Source organism: Paenibacillus haidiansis, assembly GCF_036553665.1.
GTDB classification, from domain to species: Bacteria; Bacillota; Bacilli; order Paenibacillales; family Paenibacillaceae; genus Fontibacillus; species Fontibacillus haidiansis.
Genome location: NZ_JAZHPZ010000004.1, coordinates 404,156 through 423,776 on the forward strand (window position 1 = coordinate 404,156; position 19,621 = coordinate 423,776).

Annotated in this window: 14 protein-coding genes; 4 read left to right on the forward strand and 10 right to left on the reverse strand. The window is 51.8% G+C overall.

The genetic code is table 11. The features are described from left to right. Positions 1-47 precede the first annotated feature (47 nt). From V3851_RS11390 to V3851_RS11400, 3 genes are read right to left on the reverse strand one after another with little or no spacing between them, the layout of a single operon-like run. Entirely contained in the window at positions 48-935 is an 888-nt protein-coding gene (locus tag V3851_RS11390) for a TetR/AcrR family transcriptional regulator (protein WP_331846647.1), read from the reverse strand. 30 nt (positions 936-965) lie between these two features. Further along, a complete protein-coding gene (locus V3851_RS11395) occupies positions 966-4,088 on the reverse strand; it encodes an efflux RND transporter permease subunit (RefSeq protein WP_331846648.1) in 3,123 nt (1,040 codons plus the stop codon). Continuing rightward, positions 4,085-5,452 (reverse strand): efflux RND transporter periplasmic adaptor subunit, encoded by a 1,368-nt coding sequence (locus V3851_RS11400; protein WP_331846649.1) that lies wholly within the window; start codon positions 5,450-5,452, stop codon positions 4,085-4,087. The genes V3851_RS11395 and V3851_RS11400 overlap by 4 nt, the downstream gene beginning before the upstream one ends. Before the next feature lie 172 nt (positions 5,453-5,624). Between V3851_RS11400 and V3851_RS11405 the strand changes: the two genes are divergently transcribed. Both V3851_RS11405 and V3851_RS11410 read left to right on the forward strand, forming a co-directional pair. Further along, on the forward strand, positions 5,625-6,965 hold the full coding sequence (locus tag V3851_RS11405; protein WP_331846650.1) for a TolC family protein: 1,341 nt from the start codon (positions 5,625-5,627) through the stop codon (positions 6,963-6,965). A 123-nt stretch (positions 6,966-7,088) separates the two neighbouring features. Then, complete coding sequence (locus tag V3851_RS11410) at positions 7,089-8,066, forward strand: Rpn family recombination-promoting nuclease/putative transposase (RefSeq protein WP_331846651.1); 978 nt, start codon at positions 7,089-7,091, stop codon at positions 8,064-8,066. A 25-nt stretch (positions 8,067-8,091) separates the two neighbouring features. Here V3851_RS11410 and V3851_RS11415 read toward each other — a convergent pair whose 3' ends face one another. The 4 genes from V3851_RS11415 to V3851_RS11430 all read right to left on the reverse strand — a co-directional run bounded on the left by V3851_RS11415 (position 8,092) and on the right by V3851_RS11430 (position 12,596). Then, positions 8,092-8,277, reverse strand: a complete 186-nt coding sequence (locus V3851_RS11415; protein WP_331846652.1) for an aspartyl-phosphate phosphatase Spo0E family protein — start codon at positions 8,275-8,277, stop codon at positions 8,092-8,094. A 203-nt stretch (positions 8,278-8,480) separates the two neighbouring features. Further along, a complete protein-coding gene (locus tag V3851_RS11420) occupies positions 8,481-9,896 on the reverse strand; it encodes a helix-turn-helix domain-containing protein (protein WP_331846653.1) in 1,416 nt (471 codons plus the stop codon). 289 nt (positions 9,897-10,185) lie between these two features. Further along, complete coding sequence (locus tag V3851_RS11425) at positions 10,186-11,082, reverse strand: aldo/keto reductase (protein ID WP_331846654.1); 897 nt, start codon at positions 11,080-11,082, stop codon at positions 10,186-10,188. 113 nt (positions 11,083-11,195) lie between these two features. Continuing rightward, positions 11,196-12,596, reverse strand: a complete 1,401-nt coding sequence (locus V3851_RS11430) for an aldehyde dehydrogenase (protein ID WP_331846655.1) — start codon at positions 12,594-12,596, stop codon at positions 11,196-11,198. A 223-nt stretch (positions 12,597-12,819) separates the two neighbouring features. Between V3851_RS11430 and V3851_RS11435 the strand changes: the two genes are divergently transcribed. Then, positions 12,820-14,202: a right-handed parallel beta-helix repeat-containing protein gene (locus V3851_RS11435; protein ID WP_331846656.1), complete on the forward strand. Its 1,383-nt coding sequence runs from the start codon at positions 12,820-12,822 to the stop codon at positions 14,200-14,202. 74 nt (positions 14,203-14,276) lie between these two features. Here the strand turns inward: V3851_RS11435 and pyk are convergent, their stop codons facing one another. Both pyk and V3851_RS11445 read right to left on the reverse strand, forming a co-directional pair. Further along, complete coding sequence (gene pyk, locus V3851_RS11440; RefSeq protein ID WP_331846657.1) at positions 14,277-15,698, reverse strand: pyruvate kinase; 1,422 nt, start codon at positions 15,696-15,698, stop codon at positions 14,277-14,279. A gap of 172 nt (positions 15,699-15,870) precedes the next feature. Then, on the reverse strand, positions 15,871-16,974 hold the full coding sequence (locus tag V3851_RS11445) for a threonine aldolase family protein (RefSeq protein ID WP_331846658.1): 1,104 nt from the start codon (positions 16,972-16,974) through the stop codon (positions 15,871-15,873). A 231-nt stretch (positions 16,975-17,205) separates the two neighbouring features. Here V3851_RS11445 and V3851_RS11450 point away from each other — a divergent pair, with 231 nt between their 5' ends. Then, on the forward strand, positions 17,206-17,958 hold the full coding sequence (locus tag V3851_RS11450) for an SDR family NAD(P)-dependent oxidoreductase (protein ID WP_331846659.1): 753 nt from the start codon (positions 17,206-17,208) through the stop codon (positions 17,956-17,958). 243 nt (positions 17,959-18,201) lie between these two features. Here V3851_RS11450 and V3851_RS11455 read toward each other — a convergent pair whose 3' ends face one another. Continuing rightward, a complete protein-coding gene (locus tag V3851_RS11455) occupies positions 18,202-19,530 on the reverse strand; it encodes an extracellular solute-binding protein (RefSeq protein WP_414859298.1) in 1,329 nt (442 codons plus the stop codon). Between the last annotated feature and the right edge of the window lie 91 nt (positions 19,531-19,621).

Sequence of the window (19,621 nt, forward strand, 5' to 3'; positions counted from 1 at the left end):
ATGACAAAACAAGCTCCCGCCGTAAAATACGGACGGGAGCTTGTGGTTTAGGATTCAATAATCGCTTTGATCTGCGCGCACTCTTCACGAAGAAGGTCTAGCTGTTCCAGATAACATAACAAAGCTTTGAATACGATGCTTTTCCCCGGAGCGTCGCTCGTCTCCGTTTTCATCTTCAAGATTGCCTCCAGATAATCCTCCTTTTCCCTCTCGGTCAAGGATGAATCATGCTGCACGGCCAATTCCATATTGCGGAACGATCGCAACAGCTGGCGCGATTTCGAAATCGGAGAAATATCCTCCGGGCATTCCATCAGCCAGGAAGGAGGGTCAAACAGGAGCGGCACATTCGGGCCGTTTTTTTGCAGTCCTTCCACCAGTACACCGACCATATGCTCCACATAAACCGCCAATTTGTAACAATGGTCATGGGACAGACGCGGATCGATCATCATCGTATAACTCAGCAAAATACTGCAGGCGATAAAGGCAAAATCCAGCGCACTCTCTTCAACTTGCTCACCGTACAGATCGACTATGCTTTCCGTAATCCAGATAAACAGTTTCCGTTCAATGGCCGCCGTTGCCCGTTGGATTTTCTTATTCTGAAAGACCGGCAAGATCGGGACAACGAACAATAGCGTATATGTCCGATGGTTGAAGATGTTTTCCAGAAAAATGACAATCAGTTCGATCATCCGGTCTCTTTTCGAGATATCCGTTCGACGATACAGATGATTAACCTTGTCTTCCAACTCTTCAATAAACATCGTCATCGCTTCCAGCAGCAAATCCTCTTTGCCGGGAAAGTATTTATAGAAGGACGGCTTCGTCATGCCGCTGGCCTTGGCGATGTCGTCGACGGTTAAAGAAGCATACCCTTTTTCCGCAAAAAGCCGGACCGCTGTCTCTATGATTATTTTTCTTTTATCCACGAGCGATCGGTCCTTTCAAATAAATTTATCTTACATCGGCAGCGGGTTCCCCGGAAGATCGGCCGGAGGCTTCGCTTTCGGATTCGCTTTGCGCTCCTTACGTTTGTCCTTATAAATCGCAACAACCATATAAAGCGAAGGTACGACAATCAAAGTCAGGATCGTCGAGAACATCAGACCGAAGATGATCGTGTACGCCATTGGCCGGAACAGGATGCTGCCCGAAATGGCAAGCGGCAGCATGCCGATGATCGCAGTCAGCGAGGTGAGCAAAATCGGCCGGAAGCGCGCGGCGGTAGCCGCGATGATCGCTTCTTTCAGATCCTTCCCTTCCCGTCTGGACTCTTCGATGAATTCTATCAATACAATCCCGTTCCGCACAACGATCCCGGCAAGCGAGATGATCCCCATGATACTCATGAAGCCGATGGAGGAACCGGAAATGAAGATGCCGATAACTCCGCCCGCGGCCGCCAGATAAACCGTCGTCATAATGATGACCGGCGCCGATAAAGAGTAGAACTGAATCGTAATCAAGAGCAGGATCAAGAAAATGACGATAACAAACAGGCTGGCCAGATCGGCGAAGATTTCCGATTGATCGGAGGTTTCGCCGCCAAGGCTCCAGCTGTAGCCCTCCGGAAACGGTATATCCTTCAAGATATCCTGCACTTCGGCGTTCAATTCCGTAGCCGTTTTCCCGTTGGCATCCGCCTCCACCGTCACGGTCCGCACCAGATTATAGTGCTGGATCTTCTGGATGGCAAACGTAGGCTTCAATTCGGCTACCTGCGACAATGGAACCTGCATCCCCTGGGAATTGGTAATGTTGATTTGCTGGAACAGCTCGCTCGGGTCGCCATCGCTGTTCTTCATATACAGGTTGACGTCGATGATCTGTTCCCCGGTGTCAAAATCGCCGATATCCAGGCCGTCCCCCATCAAACGCAGGGTCTGGGTCAAAGTGGCGTAATCGACCTGATGCTGGTTCATCGCGTCTTTATTGATTTCAAATTCCAGCGTATAGCTTTCATTCCCGAAGTCGTCTTTAATTCCCGTCGCGCCATTCACTCGCGCGATCTTCTCCTTGACTTGTTGGGACAGGTCCTGGAGCTTCGTCAAATCCTCGCCGGCAATCCGTATGGATACGGCCGCGCCGACCGGGATACCGAGTCTTGGAACGCGGAGGGAAATTGCGGCCGACGGAAATTGCTGATCCAGCTCCTTCTGCCACGCTTTCACCGTCTTATCCAAATCGAACTGACCCTCTTTGCCGACGACGGAAATTTGACCTGTCGTCGTCGAAGCGCCGATAACGTTCGTAATATCGGAAAACAGCTGCGGCGCCTTCCCGCCCGAGGAATGGCTGACAAGCTCGGCTTCCGGCTGTTTGGACACCCATGCGGCGATATCGGATATCGTTCGATCCGTTTCCTGGAATGAGGTGCCGACAGGCATCTCCACGTTGATGACAACGTTCGGCTCTTCCGCTTCCGGGAACAGGTCGATCGGCGCCAGCAGCGCAAAGCCGAAGGAGGCCGTACCGATCAGCAGCCCCACCAAAGCGGTAAGCAGCGGCCGCTTCAGCACTTTGGGTATTAATTTTTCCGAATAAGCCTTTGTAACAATTTGAATTTGTTTACCCAGCAGGCCCGCCGGCTTCGGTTCTCCCGTTTTCTTGTTGCGTCTTCGTTTCTCATACCATTCGCGGAAAATCGGAATAATCGTCAGCGACATCAGCATGGAAGCCAGCATGGAACTAGAGATGACAATCGGAATCGGCTTGATAAAGGTACCGATGTCCCCTGTCAGGAACAACAGCGGCATAAAGGCAAAAATCGTCGACAACGTGGCCGTCAAAATGGACACGGACACTTCTTGCGCCCCTTTGACGGAAGCGACGGACGGCGGTTCTCCCAATTCGCTCAGCCTGCGTTCGATATTATCGTTGACGACGACGGCGTCATCCACGAGAATCCCGAGCACGATAATCAGGCCTACGATCGATATCTCATTCAGAGAAACACCGGTCAGCGGCAAGGCGATCAGACCCAGCGCGATGGAAATCGGAATCGCCAGCGCCACGAAAGCCGAAGTCACCAAATTTAGACCCAGCGTACAGACGATAATAACGGCGATAATCGCAATGATCATCTCTCTGGACAGGTCTCCGAACATCTCGTTCACTTTGTCGACTTGGACAAATGTCGGAGAGAATTTTACGTTCGCCGGAAGGTTCTTCGCCATTTCTTCCAGTTTCGGCGAGATGGCCTTATCCATGGAAGGCACGTCGGAACCCGTCTGGGCGTTGACATTGATCAGAATGGCCGGCTTGCCGTTATAGTAAGGCAGGTAATCCGCCTCGCCCTGGGTCAGCTTCACTTCACCGATATCCTTCAAATAAACGGGAAATCCGCTTTGCGTCTTCATGATCTGGACATTGTTCAATTCATTCACGTCGTCCAAGCTTTTGACCAGCAGCTGATAATTCCGGTTATCGTAATTCAGATCCCCGAGCGGCACCCGGTTCGTCTCGGCCTGAACGGCCTGAACGACCATTTCCCACGGGACTCCGTATTGCTGCAGCTTTTGTGTATCGATTTGCATCCGGACTTCCTGATCCGGAATCCCGTCGATTTCAACGGACGCAACGCCTTTTACCGTACGGATCTGGTCGCGCCATTGAATCATCGTATCGTTCAGCGCATACAACTCTTCACGCGTTTCTGCGGTAATGACATAGGAGCCGACAAAGGAGGAGACCAAGTCGTCATTGACGACGGGCTGGAGCGCATCCTCGGGCAAACCGGACGCGGCATCCTGGACGCTTTTGCGCACCTCGTCCCAGGTTTCATCGTAGTTGGCGTCATCATACGCCTGTACGATGATGCTTGAATATCCGCTTCCCGAGGTGGAGGTGATGGTCTCGACCGTTTCCACCTTCTTGATCGCCTGCTCCAGCGTCTTGGTAACAGATTGCTCCACCTTTTCCGGAGTCGCACCCGGGTAAATGGTCGTTACCGTCGCCATACTTACGGTCGCGTCGGGCATATCCTGCCGTGCCAGACCGGTAAAGCTGTAGACCCCGAACAAAATAAGCATAATGAAGAACAACAGCGTAATTTTGCGTTTTTTTACGAAAAAGTTAATCATGGAGTCGTATCCTCCGCGGTTTTAATGGCATCGCCGTCAAACAGCGCATCGGCCCCCGCGCTAACAATGGTATCTCCCTCCTGCAAGCCGGACACGATCCGGAAGCGGTTGCCGATAATCTCTTTGCCCAATTCGACGACCGTCTTCACCGCCTTGCCGTCGACAGCACGGAAGACATACGGTTGCTGTCCGTTGCTGATGACCGCCTCCGCGGGAACAAGAATCCCTTTTTCGCCGCCGGTTTGTTTGCCGGCCTTCACGACTTGTCCCGGAATCCAGTCTTTATCCGGGTTAGGCACGGTGACTTCCACCGAGACCGTACCGGTTCCCGCATTCGTTTGCGGGTAAATTCGCTGTACGGTTCCCGTCCGGGTCGTGCCGGACAATTCCACGTCAACCTTCTGCCCTGCCTGCCAATCGGCGATTTGACTGTCCTGTACGGGCAATATCAGCTTGAGCGTTTCGGTCGAGCCGATCGTATAGGCCTGCGCGCCAGCGCCCGCCATTTGTCCGACCACCGCCGAATTTTGCAAAACCGTACCGTCGATCGGCGCGATCACCTTGGTTTTGGATAGGGCCAATTCGGCCTGATCCCGTGCGGTCAGCGCATTTTTATATCCGGCCTGCGCCTGCGACTGTGCCGCCAAAGCGGATTGCTTGCCCGACTTGGCTTGATCCAGCGACGACTGGGCTATTTTGCGTTGTTCCTCGGTCGCCCCGTCGGTCAGTTGGGATAGGGCTTGCTTCGCGCTGTCCAATTGGTTCTCGACATTTTTTAATTGAACTTGCGAATTCTCGTAATCACTGAGCGAAATCAATCCTTCTTGATACAAGTTTTGATAGCGGTCCGCGTCGGCCTTCATTTTGGTATAAGCGTCTTCGGCCTGCTTCACCTGATTTTCCGCCTGGGCCAGCTGCTGTTGGGAAGCCCCCTTCTCCACTGAAGACAAATTCGCTTCCGCCGTTTTGATTTGCGCTTCCGCTTGGGCGATGCCCGCCTTGGCCGCGCTGACCTGCCCTTCCGCTTGCGCCACGCCGCTCTCGGCTTGCGCCAACTGCAGTTTCGCCGGTTCATCGTCCAGCACGGCCAGTACATCCCCGGCCTTTACCGTATCGCCGACTTCAACCAAAGTCTGCTTGATCTCTCCGGAAGCCTGAAACGAAACTACCGCAGAATCGTAAGACTGAAGTGTACCGGATAAATCATATACTGTATCTAACGGTTCATTTTTTACTTGAATGACATCGACAACAACCGAATCGTCATTTGACGCCGCTGATTCCGCGTTGTTTCCGGAAGAACATGCGGTTAAAGACAGCGTTAATAACGCCGCCATGATCAAGTAGGAATAGCGTCCTTTCATTCGTAATTCTCTCCTCCCGTCTAACTGCCCGGTTATTTTTTTAACTCTAAAGTAACCCAGTCGCGGCGCGGTTGTCAAGCGACGCGGACAAGGCTAGCATTTGATTTTTACTATAGCTGTGTGATAGCATGTTGAACTAGAAGAAGATACTGTTATGGGGAGGAACATTTGCATGAAAAGGAAGCTGGCGGCATTCACTCTGTCTCTCGCCCTGCTTGCCGGCGGTCCGGTATCGGCGTTTGCCGCGGACAGCGACAATACGACCAAATCGGGAAATGCCGCCTCAACGGATAAGGATTTGAGAAGCAGCTTTGTCGAGTCGGGGAATCTGATTTCTATTAAACATTTGGATCTGGACACCGTTTTGGATCTGGCGCTTAATAATTCCTATAACTTATCTCTATTGGAAATGAAGCTTACGGCGCTCCGGCAAAACGAAGACAACCTCGAGGAGCAGGGGGAACAGCTTGAAGGTGCGGGGATCCCCAACATTTCCGGTTCATTGCCCGGTACATTGGAAGAATTCTTGGAGGAATACGGCCTGTCTATTGACGATGAAACGACCGAACTGCCGGACTGGCTTGAGCCGGCCTTCGAATCGGGCAGCGGCATGGTGAACGGAATCGTGCAGGGCTATAACGGCATCGCTTCCATGCTGAACCAGCAAATTCAAAGCTCGCGCGAGCAGCTTGAACTGGGGCTGGATCAAATCGGTGTGGAGAAATCGAACACGCTGATCGATCTGGAAAAAGCGCGTACCGGCGCAAAACTGCAGATTACTTCCCAGTACGTGCAGTTGCTGTCTTTGGACAAACAAATCGAACTGGGCGAAAAGTATTTGGGGGTACTGAACGGGGATTACAACCGGGCCGTAGTCATGCAGCGGGAAGCGATGGCGACGAATGAAGATGTCACGGCGGCCCAGCGGCTCGTCGACGATCAGCAGGAGCAACTCGACACACTGCGCGACAATTATCAGCTCGCCCTTATTCAAATGTGCTACGATCTTGGGCTAGTCTATGATCCGGAGATTATGCTTAGAGACATCCCTTATACGCCGGAATCCATTACGCGTAAGGATACGGAAGATCTTTTGGAGAATTCCTATGATATGAAGCAGAAATGGAATGCGATCGTGCTCGCGAATAAGCAGGAAAAACATACAAGCGCCGCTAATGAGCATGAGGAAGATTATCTCGATACGATGACGAGAATCGCCGAGGAGCAAGCGGAACAAACCCGCGTCGAGCTCAGCAAAAAGATCAGCAAAACCTATAGCGATGCCAACACGGCATATAAGGCTTACCAAAATGCGGCCAAAGACCTGACGGAGGTCCAGCAGGACTATGCCAATATGGAAGTCCGCTTTGAGAACGGGTTGGTCTCCCGCTATGATTTTAACAAATACGGGTTCCGGTTGACCCAACAGGAGCTTGCCCTCGATCTGACCCGGTTGCAAACGTATATGGCCGCCCAAGCGGTTGAGGCTATGGAAGAAGGACTCATCAATTAACCGGATTTGAATTCTACAATCATCCGATACACGAGTGAAGCACACTCGCGTTACGCCTATGAAGGCGTTCGCGGTGTGCTTTTTTATTTTACATAACTTAAACGTTGAGAGGAAAGGTGAAAAATGAATATTTCAGTTCAAGAGGTACAAGAAACGCCCTCCGCATCGGGTTACGGTAAAGCTGTGACCCCGCATGACGAAGCCTTCAAGAAGCTGCTGCATACCTTTTTCGCCGAATTTATTGAGTTATTCTTCCCTGAGCTTCACAAACTGTTGGACTACCGCCAGACCCGGTTTCTCATGCAGGAACAGCTTGTCGACATTGTCGGCGAAGAAAAACGAACTTTGGATTTACTGTTGGAAACAAAGTATAAGCAATCGGATGCTTTTATTCTCCTTCATCTTGAACCGCAATCTTTCAGGCAACAGGATTTTCACGAAAGAATGTTCATCTACTTCGGGCGACTTTTCGAGCGTCACCGGAAAGAGCACCGGCTCATTATTCCCATCGCTATTTTTACGGCCGACGACGCCCGTAATGAACGAAATTCACTCCATATGGCTATCCCCGGTCATGAGATATTGCATTTTCAATTTCTAAAAGTCGAGCTTCGCCAGAGCAACTGGCGTAGGTTTGTGGACTCCAACAATCCCGTGGCTGCTGCATTGCTGGCGAAAATGGGATACAATAAAGGGGAAGAAAAGGAGATACGGCTGTCGTACCTGCGTATGATTCTGCAACTCAGAAAAAAATTGGACGATGCCAGATTGGCGCTCGTCATGTCGATCGCCGATTTGTATTTTGTGCCCGATCCAACTGAGGACGAGGCAATGCTGCGTGAGCTAACCGAACAATTTCCGGAGGAGCGTGAATCTATTATGGAATTGATGCCGGCGTGGTCCCGTGCGGGATATGAGAAAGGGATCGAAGAAGGTAGGGAAAAGGGAATTTTACAAGGATTGGAGCAAGGATTGGAAAAAGGGATAAAGTCCGAAAGAAGGAACATCGCGCGCAAGCTGATTTCCAAAGGGTTCTCGCCCGAGGAAGTGGCCGACGCCCTGGATTTGCCCGTGGATGAAATAAATAATCTTATGAACTGAACCCAATACAAAGAAGCCGATAATGCTAGGCGATCGGCTTCTTTCTTTGCAAATTGGCGTATATTAAGCTATTGTATTTATTGATTAATTGATCGAGCAGCACCGACTGCTGAAGAACCCTTTTATGCTGCAAGCCGTATCTGGCCGCCAGCCGATTCAATTCTTTTCTCTCTACTTCTATGCTTTGTATGATTTTCTCATAATTATTCATAACTCTCACCCTATGAATAATTTAGGAGAAGTTGCTAAATATTGCATAGTGAAAGCTATTGCAAAGAAGAGATTTACATTTTTTACGAAAAAAAAATGGAGCCGGTTTATTTTCCGACTCCATTTTCGTTCGTATCTTATTGAGATTATCCCCATCCGTGATTATATGCAGCCAAAGCAATCGGACTCGTAACAAACATTACACTAAGCATAAGCATAGCCGAAACCAGCCATGACATTTTGTTTTTCATTTTCCCACACCTTTCTGCAAAATTCAGAATATTTTTTACGTTGTGCTTCAGAAGAGTACTCCCGATGTAATTCAAAGATTGCCATATTGGTTACAATTAGTTCTTTCCCGCCTAGAGACAGTGATAGCAGGATGCTATATAAGATATTGTCCAATCCTTCTTCGTATAATCCTTTACGGAAGTGGTATAACGCAAAATTTCGGAAGAAAACGGAACATCTGAAAATATTGGTAGACTCCTTATAGTTAGATTTAACTGAACCATGGGAGAACCAGCTATTATTATCCAGTTCTTTATAATCCTCGATCTCGGCAGAATATTTAGTCAAAATATCATCGATAAAAAACTGATGGCGATTTGCAGACTCGATTAAAGTGATTAGGCCCTCAATAATTTCATCCGGATGCTCTTCCAAGAAACGGACATAATCAGGAATAAGTGAACGATTTCCAGCTTTTATATCAACGCATAAATAGTTGGCTCGGGCAAACATTTTTAATAGCTTGACCTCAGCCTTCCCATCCTCGTCCAGTCCTTCAAACCAACTTAAATCAGCATACTCCGGAATCAACTTTTTACATTCTTCAAATAAACCACGATACTCATAAGTTCCCGATTTAATAAGAAGAGCCCTTCCATAGTAATAAACCAAAGGCCGAGCAGGGTTAAAATCGCTCTCTTGCCATGCCTTCTTGTTATACAAAGCTAAAGCCAACTGCCTTAACTCATCCACATAAATTTCTACCTCGGACCAATTAAACTTTAGTGCATGCACTTCTGCCAACATCAAAAGTCCGTCAAGCGCATAAGATTCCGGAAGCCTGTATCGGTAAGGTAGAAACTGCATAGCTGCCTTATATCCTTTTCGTCCGTCACCCTGGTGTATTTGAAACAGCCTATAATAACTCATGGCCAGACGTTCGGAATGATTGGATCTCTCGCTCTCAATTACGCTTTCGTACAGAATAACGGCCGCTTCTTTCCAGCCCTGCTCAAACATGAGCTCGGCCGTTTCAAAAATCCCCCCCACCTGCTTTAAATCGTCCAGTAGACGGGTAAGAACTTGTTCGATACAGTCATGCCGTTTAAGTTCGGCGCAGCGCAATAAAAACGGACGCATCCGCCGCCAATGCGGAGCTGTAGGAACAAAACATTCATCTGCGTATAAATCATAGAAGTAGCCTTCGGAGAATCCCATCGCTGTTGTGATTAGATCAAGCTGTCCTACGGAAATCGGGCGGTTACCGTTGATGATTCCGCTCAGGGTGCCGACGTTTACTCCCGAAAGTTCCGCGAAATGATGAAGGGTTATCCCTTCTCTCTTGATGTGGTCTTCCATTTCTGCGCGGATCGTGGTGGCGGAAATCAATCGGCTATCACCCCCAAACCAAATTTCACGTAAAATTCGAGTTAATTATCCATAATCTAGCATACGATGTATTTATATGAAATTATAATCCTGAAATTTACAGCAGTCAACACTAAATATGTAAATATATAATCGAAAATTAAAAATATTGTCAGATTACAATAAAAAGTAAAAAACTTCTTTTTATAAACAGCCATTGTTCGACTGCATTCCCCGCATTTCTTCCCGTGATCGGCATAGAAAAAGAGGGGCAGCGCTAACATCACGCTGTCCCCTCTATCTATTTTAGCTATTCCGTTACGAGCTTCGCTGCGTTCGCATTCGATTCCACCTGCGCCGGGTTCTTGCAGCCCGGAATCACCGCGCTGACCGCAGGATGGCGCAGGCACCACGCCAACGCCCACTCGGCCATGTTTACACCCTCCGGCACTTCTTCCCGGGCGATCCGCTCCACTTCTTCAAGCTTGCGGCGCGTGTTCTCCGGGTCGTGGCGGTGCCGGACATCGGTCTTGTCGAACACGGCGCCCGGCTTGTATTTGCCGCTCAAGTACCCGCTCGCCAGCGGCACCCGGGCCAGCACGCCGAGGTCCTGGCGCTCGCAGGACGGGAATACCCGCTGCTCCGGCGTGCGGTCCAGCCGGTTATATACTACCTGAATCGCCTCGGAATGGACCTTGGTCGAAGCCTCGGTTTGATGCAAATTGTCATTGCTGCCGATCGAGGTGCCGAGATGGCGGATTTTCCCGGCCTGCTTCTGCTTGTCCAGCATCGTCCACAATTCGTCATTGTCGAAGGCCGTATCCGGGCCGGAATGGAATTGGTAAAGGTCGATGTAATCCGTTTGCAGCGCCTTCAGCGAACTGTCCAGTTGCTTCTGCACATCTTGGGCACCGTACATATCCGTCCGGGTAAACCGTTCGTGGAAGTGATGCCCGAATTTCGTCGCGATAATCCAGTCCTCACGTTTCCGGCGGCCGATATAGTTGCCGATAAAAGCTTCGGACAAGTGATCGCCGTAGCATTCCGCCGTATCGATCAGGTTGATCCCCAGCTCCTGCCCTTTATCGAGGATCGCGTCGACTTCGTCCTGGGTGAACTGCTTGCCCCATTCCCCGCCGAATTGCCAGGTTCCAAGGCCAATGACGGAGACGTTCAGCTCCGTTTTTCCCAATCTGCGATATTTCATTTGCTTCCCTCCCGGTAGTTATGGCTATATAAGCCGGTTTCTCCTAAAATTGTACCACGTTTCATCAGCGCCGCAAAAACCGGAGCCCGGCATGCGCTATCCATCGGTAACTGCTACTTCATTACTTTCTTAATCAGCTTGAGGTTTCGATCGGAGTATGGCGGAAAAATGAAACTCAAGCTGACTTTGGTCGACTTCCTCAGCACACCCTTCCGGTGGGAAAAGGCCTCAAAGCTGTATCGTCCGTGATAGGCCCCCATGCCCGATTGGCCCACGCCGCCGAAAGGAAGATAAGGCGTTACGAGGTGAAGCAGCGTATCGTTCACGCAGCCCCCGCCAAAAGAGACCGCCTCCATCACCCGGCGCTCGGTCCGCTTGCTGCCCGTAAACAAATACAGCGCCAGCGGCTTGGGACGGGAATTCACCGCGGTAATGGCCTCCTCCAAATCGTGGTATTCCAGTATCGGTAAAATCGGCCCGAATATCTCCTCTTCCATGACCTTGTCGTCCCAGTCCACACAGTCCATCAATGTGGGGGACAAATACAGGTCCTCCCGATCGCTCGCCCCGCCGGCTACGACCTTTGAGGGCTCCAGCAGCCCGCTCAGGCGTTCCCAATGCCGCTCGTTCACGATCCGCCCGAAGTCCGGGCTTTGCTGCGGATCGCTGCCGAAGAAGGCGGCGATCCGCTCCTTCATTTTGGCGATGAGCGCGGGCTTGATGTCCCTATGGGCGAGCACATAGTCGGGAGCGACACAGGTCTGGCCGACATTGATCATTTTCCCCCAAATGATCCGCTGCGCGGCCAAATCGAGATCGGCGTCCTTGTCGACAATGCACGGGCTCTTTCCGCCCAGTTCCAAAATGACGGGGACAAGCCGCTCTGAGGCGGCCTGCATGACGATTTTCCCGACCCGGGTGCTCCCCGTAAAGAAAATTACATCGAACGGGGCATGGATCAGCGCGGAAGTCGTCTCCTGACCGCCCTCGACTACCCGAATGTATTCTTCGTCGAAATGGGCCCGGATCAGCTTGGCAATCACCGCCGACACATGCGGCGTGAATTCGGAAGGCTTGACGACGGCGGCGTTGCCGGCGGCGATCGCTCCGACGAGCGGGTCTAAGACGAGCATAAACGGGTAGTTGAACGGGCCGATAATGAGCGCCGATCCGTACGGCTCAGGGTAGATGACGCTTCGCGAGCCGAAATGAATGAACGGAGTCCGCACCCGCTTCGGCTTCATCCATCGCTTTATATTTTTCAGCGTGTAGCCGATGCTGTCGTACAAATAACCGAGCTCGGTCGTATAGGCTTCAAACTCGGATTTGCGCAAATCCTGGTGCAGCGCCTCCAAAATTTCGGACTCATGCTCCCGAACGGCCGCCTTTAAGGTTTGCAATTGCTTGATCCGAAACGCCAAGGAGCGCGTCGCGCCCGAGCGGACGTAATGCTTTTGCCGGTTTGCTAGGTCGAGCGCGATCCGCGGGTCCTTGATTTCATTCTTTTCCTCCATAGAGATCCCTCATTTCAAAGCATCCTTCTTGAGCCCAGTATATCGCAAAACCGAAAGGGACGCTGTTTCTGTTCAGTTATTGGGCCCAGCGGAAATATGTCTATTAAGAAATATTTAACCTCATCCAAATAAACTATCAGCCTATTAGATATTCATACAAGAAATATGGACTAGAAATGCATAGCATATAGCGAATCAATTCCTGTGATGAGGAGGGATTTTATTGGCTACCGTAATCAATGTGCCGGGTGATTTCCCCACCATTACGGCGGCTATAGCCGCCGCCGCTCCGTTCGATACGATCCGGGTGGCACCGGGAACATACAACGAAACGGTCATTGTTAATAAAACGATTCAGTTGCTGGGGGCCCAGGCCGGTGTCGATGCCCGCACCCGGCCGGGAACGGCCGGAGCCGAATCGATCATTTCCGCCGTCAATGCGAGCGGAACGGTTCAACTGACTGCCACGCATGCCGTGATCGACGGCTTTACGATCCAGAACAATACGGCGGGGCCCGGTATAGTCACTGCTGCGGCCGGTTCTGGCTACTGGATCTTCAGCAATATCATCCGCAATAACACATTCGGGATATACCTAAACTCGGATACGATACTGGAATCCCAGGTCCGACATAATTTCTTTATTAGCAATAATCAGGCGGGGGCCGGCAGCGGGAATGGGGTGTTTTCGGAAAACGGGGCGAACTTTTGGGTGGACGAGAACTTGTTCACCGGACACGCTACCTCATCGGTCAATTTTGCTCCCATAACTCCAGGGGCGGTAAATGCCGTTGTCTCCAACAATACCATGATTACAGACAACTCTATAGCGGTAACGAACGCAAGTAATATTAAAATCGCCGATAATCTACAGACGAATTCTCAAGGGAGCGCCATCTTCTTTGGCGGCAATTCCAGCAATGTCGATATCGAGGGGAATGCGATCCTGAACGGGGTCTCCAACGCGGTTCGGGTAACCACGGCATTCGTCGGTACTCCCAATACCAATATCCGCATGAAAAACAATACCATTTCCGGCAATGCCGTTGCCGGTCTTAATCTGGATACGGGAGCGTATGCGGTCGGCGGAACCAGCCTGGCGTTGGATGCCACCAACAACTATTGGGGCAGCCCGACGGGCCCCGCTCCGATCGGCACCGGGGATGCGGTAATCGACCCCGATGGCGTAGCTGTCGTGACCCCCTTCCTGACGGAGCCTCCCGTAGATGTGACCATCCCGCAATCCCTGCTTACAACGGGGCCGATCATGGTCTCAAGCTCGCCGATCCAAACCGCGGCCGTGCTGCTGCTGAACGATGATGCCGTATCCACGGCTCTGTTTACGATTACGGCGTACGATCTATCCACGGGAATCAAAGTGCCTTTCGCCGTATTTCCTTTCAATATTCCGCCGCAGCAGCTCCGGTATCAAGAGATCGCTGTGGGAGGTACCTTCGTATATGAACTGGAGTTCAGCATAGTCGGTACCAGTCAAGGAACGGTTTCGGTATGGAACCTCGATGTGAACAAGGTGCAAATTCTTGGCCTGCGGTTAGTGGCTGCGGAGATATACGTTCTGCAGCAGTCTTTTCCGACAGTCGATTAGCGAAAAAGCCTCCAATTCCGATGTTCGGAAATTTGGAGGCTATGTTTTTCCATACGTTATACGAGAAAGGGCGATCAGGGCTTAACCTGCTGAATCTGGATCAGGTTGGTTGTCCCCGCCTGACCGAGCGGCAGCCCGGCCGACAGCACCACCGTGTCTCCGGCGTTCACATACCCGGTTTTGAGCGCGCTGCGAATCGCCGTATCAAACATCTCGTCCGTAGTGGTTACCGGCTCTCCCTGGAACGGAAACACCCCGGAAAGCAGGCATATCTTAGGCAGGACATGCCGGTCGCGGGTAATCGCCAGGATCGGCGCCTTCGGGCGATATTTGGACACCATCCGGGCGGTAAACCCGCTCTCCGTGGAGGTGATGATCGCCTTCGCGTCCAGTTCCAGCGAAGCGCTGACCGCGCTCTGGCTGACGACCTCCGTGATGTCGGCCGCATGCTGTTTGCGCTTGCGGTCGAATTGATCGCGGTAATCGGTCATCTCCTCCGCCTGATGCGCCACCCTCGCCATCGTCCGGACGGACTGGACCGGATATTTGCCCGCGGCGGATTCCCCGGACAGCATGACTACGTCCGCCCCCTGCATGACCGCGTTGTAGACGTCGCTGACCTCGGCCCGCGTCGGGCGCGGATTCACCTGCATCGACTCCAGCATATGCGTGGCGACAATCACCGGCTTGCCGGCGAGGTTGCACTTGTCGATCATTTCCTTCTGCATCATCGGCACGACTTCGACCGGCACTTCTACGCCGAGGTCGCCGCGGGCCACCATAATCCCGTCCGAGGCCTCAAGAATATCGTCCAGTTGCTCGATGCCTTCCTCATTCTCGATCTTGGAAATGATCTGCACATGGCCGGCGCCGCGCTCCTCCAGGATCCGCCGAACTTCGCGGATATCGTCTCCTTTTCTGACAAAGGAAACCGCGATCATTTCGATATCGTGCTCCAGCCCGAACCCGATATGGCGGATATCGCGCTCCGTTATCCCCGGCAGCGTCGTCTTGATGCCGGGAAGATTGACGCCCTTGCGCGGCTTGAGTAAGCCACCGCTAATGATCCGGCAGCGGATGTCCGTCCCTTCCGCCGAGAGCACCCGAAGTTCGATCAGCCCGTCGTCGATCAGAATCCGGTCGCCCTCCCGGACTACCTTGGGCATGTCCGGATAATTCACCGAGATCCGCCGGGAGTCGCCCTCGATCTGCTCGGTAGTCAAAGTGACTTCCTCCCCCGCCGTCAACCGGCAGGACTCCTCCTTGAGCTTGCCGATCCGCACCTCCGGCCCTTTGATATCCATCATGATCGGCACAAACGTGTTCAGTTCCCGCGCCGCCTGCCGGACATTGGCGATCCGCCGGGCATGCTCCTCCGGTTCCCCGTGGGCCATATTCAGCCTCCCGACCGTCATCCCGGCCTGAATCATCTCCTTCAAGATGTCCGTAGAATCGCAAGCGGGCCCCAACGTGCATATGATTTTCGTCCGCAGCATATAATCCCTCCTTCTTATCCCTATTACCCTAAAAACACGCCGGTTCCGTCCGTTATCCGGCAAATTCCCAGCCCGCGGCGCATATTCGCTCAGGTTAGGTTACCCTGGGAGAGATTACGGTATCCCCAATCATAGGCGGCAAGAAAAGCGATAAGGAAAGCCGCCGTTCGCCTTAAATCTCCTGCAGCCGCTTGTCCAAAAGCCGGAACATCGCCTCGCAGCGGTCTTTCGGAACCCCGGCATACATATCTCCCATGCTAAACTCAAAGTAACTCGTTCCCGCGTCGAAATCCCTGAGATTCCCGGTCAGTCCGATGCCAGTCTCTTCGCATATTTCCGCGAGTACCGATTCCACCTTATCTTTCGGCGCGGCAAAATGAACGTGAAACATATTGGATACGGGCACTTGCGGGCGCGTAGATACGCCGTGGCATTGATTGATGCGCTCGGCCAGCGCCTGCGCGTCCCGGTAATACTGCTCCATTTTGCCGATCCGTTCTTTAAAGTAATATTCGCTGCTCAAAATATACGGATACAAGCTGATCAGATCGCCGCCATGCCGTCTTTTCCAAACTTTCGACTTTTCGGCAAAGGTCGTATCCCCCGCCAAAATCGCACCGGCTACGCCGCCGATCGTTTTATAGAAAGAAACGTACACACTGTCGAACAGCGCGCAAATCTCGGCAGCGGTCTTTTGGTAGTAAGGCAGAATTTCGTACAATCTCGCGCCGTCCAGATGCAGCTTGATGCCCTTCTCCCGGCAGTAAGCGGAAATCGCTTCAAGCTCGGTAAACTCGGGCAGCTGTCCTCCGATTTCGCGCTGCGGCAGCTCCAACAGGAGGCAGGCGATATCCTCTTGCAGCTCCGTTACGTCCTCCAGCGTGATTAAACGGTTCTTATCGGCAAGCAATATCGGCTTGATGCCATGTAATTCCTTAAGCCCGTCCTCTTCGTGGATCTCCAGATGGCATAGCGGATGATAGGCGACCTGCTTCAAATTTTGCCCGTCGCACCATATTCTTAAAGCAATTTGCTGCGCCATCGTGCCGCTCGGAAAAAATACCGCTGCCTCCTTGCCCAAATAAGCCGCCATTTCATTTTGAAAATCGTCAATGATTTTGCCCTTGCCGTACATATCACTGTCCGTGCTTCCGTCGACTTGTTCCAGCACGGTCTTTAACACGTCGACATTCCGCGGCCCCTGGCCCGGCAGGCGATATTCCGCCCGGTTAAACGCATCCGTTAAACTTGTTGCTTTTTGATTATAGCCGCTCATAGGTGTTTCGCTCCTTTTTATCGCTTCCCATTTAGGGTACTGTTTAATTCGGTACAATATTTCTATTGTATACCTCCCTGGGGAAACGCAACACCCCTGTACTACGTCGGTCAAAGACCGGAAATGATGATGCGACCGGTTTCATAAGCCAATATGGAAACAACGGAGAAATTTAGTTACAATAGGGCACGAAAGATACTCTAATATCTACCCGAAAGGAATCTTATAACTATGATCAATGTGAATGGAAAATGGGCGCTGATCACGGGCGCCAGCCGGGGCGTCGGCTACCAGACCGCGATATTCATGGCGAAGCAGGGCTGTAATCTCATCTTGCATAGCAGAAAGCTGGAGAATACCAAGGCGGTGGAGGAAGAAGTCAAAGCGCTTGGCGTTGAAGCATACAGCGTAGAGGCGGAGCTTGCCCGCCAGGAGGAAGTCGTTAAGATGCTCGATGAGATTGAAGCCAAAGGAACGCAGGTGGATATCGTCTTCAACAATGCGGCCGTCCAGATTGCCTACCGGAACGATTATTGGAATACTCCCGTGGAGGACTTCGAGCAAAGCTTCCAGATTAATTTCATCGCTGCCGTTACGATTTGTAACCGCTTTATTCCGAAAATGCTCGAACGCGGCTTCGGACGCGTAATCAACACGACCAGCGGCATCCGCAACGAGCCGGAGCAAGCCGGATATGCGGCCAGCAAAGCCGCGCTCGACAAATTCACGAAGGACTTGGCCTCCCGCTTGGAGGGCAGCAATGTGATGCTGAACCTGACCGATCCCGGCTGGTGCCGTACCGACTTGGGCGGACCGCAAGCGCCTAATGATGTGCGGAGCGTCATTCCGGGCATCGCCGTCGGCGCTTTCGTCGACGACAAGCAGAGCGGCCGTTTCTTTCCGGCCCAAAGCTTCACGGGCCTGTCCCTGGAAGAAGCCGTCGCGAAAGCCGAACAAATGGAAGCCCAGCCCTATGTAATTTAGCCCAATCCAGCCCGGCGCTCAGGGCCGGGCCTCTACAGATAGCGTCCTAAAAAGACGTTATTTGTACCCATTTGGCTTAAAACGCAAAAATAGCGTCCTTTATGGGCGCTATTTTCATCGAAATTAAGCTTCCGGAGCAAAAAAAGGTCAAATTTGCTTAAATAAGCGCCTTTTCTGCCGCTATTCTATTGTACTCGGCCAGATTTGGCTAAATAACGTCCCAAACGGACGATATTAGTTATATTATTTGGCTTCTTTGGCAATCGCGCTCGCCGTTTGCTTCGCAAATTCCTCGGGTGTAACTTGCTTGTCGAACAGGGCGGTAATCAAATTACGGTGCAGCTCCGATACCGTGGCGGTCGCCTGGGTATCAAAATAAGTCGTTACATTGGAAGCTTTGTTCAAATCATCGAGAATTTTCACGTACATCGGAGGCAGATCGATGCCTTCGGTGTCCACCTTCGTCGCCGGAATCACCCCGGCTTCGGCCACGGCTTTCTCGCCCCATTCTTTGACCAGGAAGGCGGCGAAGGCTTTGGCCTGCTCCTTCACCTTGGAATTCTCCGCCACGAACAAGCCTACGCCGGGACCGCCTACATAACTGTCGATACTCGTACCTTTGCCGCCATGATAGAGCGGGAATTTGAAATAGCCGATCTTATCCTTGAATTCCTGCGAAACTCCCGGGCTCATCGTGTAGTTCGGCAGCTCCCATGTCGCCGTCAGAAACATCGCGGCCCGCTCACTCACAAAGTATTCCTTGGCATCATCATTAGACAATCCGCTGCTGCCTTTCTCGAAAGCGTTCATGTCAACCAGGTTCTGTACTTCCGCCGCGGCTTGCACAATAGCCGGATCATTGAAGCTGACTTTGCCGTCGATCACTTCGTTTAAAATCGTCGGTCCGCCGATCCGGTCGGTCAAATACATGAACCATAAAGAGCCGGGCCAGCCGTCCTTGTTGCCCACGGTAGCGGGAATAACCCCGTTATCCGCCAGCGTTTTGACGACATTTTTAAGTTCTTCGAAGGTTTGCGGAACCTCCAGGTTGTATCTCTTGAAAATTTCCTTGTTGTAGAATACGTAAGAAATATTCAATTCCAGCGGCATTCCGTAGGTTTTGCCGTCAGCCGCATAGGATTCCTTGACGCCGGGGATGAACGCATCCTTCAGGTCGGCTTCGATGACGTCGTCGAGCGGAGCAAATAAATTGCCCTCCGCAAAATTTTGGATGTATCCGTCCGACCAGGTCATTCCCACATCGGGCAATTCATTCGAAGAGGCCAGGACTTTAATCTTTTCCTTGTATTGGTCGTTGCCCAAAACCTCGGTCTCGATTCTGACGTCCGGATGCAGGCTCTCATAATCGGCGATAATATTTTTGACAACCGTAAACTGGGCATTGGCGCTTCCTTCCGGCCATAGGTGCATAAAATGAATGACCGTTTCTTCTCCGTTGGGCTCGCCCCGGCTTGTTCCCCCCTCCGCCAAACCGCTTCCATTTCCGTTCAAGCCGGAGAATGAACAGCCGGGCAGCAGCAACACGGCCACAAGCGTTAGAGACAGCATCATCGAAAACGCCTTCCTTTGGAACAATTCAAATTCCCCCTTTGTTACTTGTCCAAGTTCCGCTTATCGCTTATAACCGGAGCCCAACACTTTT

Bases quoted from the DNA above. Each gene is read 5' to 3' on its own strand.
- V3851_RS11445 (WP_331846658.1), bottom strand. From the start codon at position 16,974: ATGAGCGGCTATAATCAAAAAGCAACAAGTTTAACGGATGCGTTTAAC.
- V3851_RS11410 (WP_331846651.1), top strand. From the start codon at position 7,089: ATGAATATTTCAGTTCAAGAGGTACAAGAAACGCCCTCCGCATCGGGT.
- V3851_RS11425 (WP_331846654.1), bottom strand. From the start codon at position 11,082: ATGAAATATCGCAGATTGGGAAAAACGGAGCTGAACGTCTCCGTCATT.
- pyk (WP_331846657.1), bottom strand. From the start codon at position 15,698: ATGCTGCGGACGAAAATCATATGCACGTTGGGGCCCGCTTGCGATTCT.
- V3851_RS11415 (WP_331846652.1), bottom strand. From the start codon at position 8,277: ATGAATAATTATGAGAAAATCATACAAAGCATAGAAGTAGAGAGAAAA.
- V3851_RS11455 (WP_414859298.1), bottom strand. From the start codon at position 19,530: ATGATGCTGTCTCTAACGCTTGTGGCCGTGTTGCTGCTGCCCGGCTGT.
- V3851_RS11395 (WP_331846648.1), bottom strand. From the start codon at position 4,088: ATGATTAACTTTTTCGTAAAAAAACGCAAAATTACGCTGTTGTTCTTC.
- V3851_RS11450 (WP_331846659.1), top strand. From the start codon at position 17,206: ATGATCAATGTGAATGGAAAATGGGCGCTGATCACGGGCGCCAGCCGG.
- V3851_RS11400 (WP_331846649.1), bottom strand. From the start codon at position 5,452: ATGAAAGGACGCTATTCCTACTTGATCATGGCGGCGTTATTAACGCTG.
- V3851_RS11430 (WP_331846655.1), bottom strand. From the start codon at position 12,596: ATGGAGGAAAAGAATGAAATCAAGGACCCGCGGATCGCGCTCGACCTA.
- V3851_RS11405 (WP_331846650.1), top strand. From the start codon at position 5,625: ATGAAAAGGAAGCTGGCGGCATTCACTCTGTCTCTCGCCCTGCTTGCC.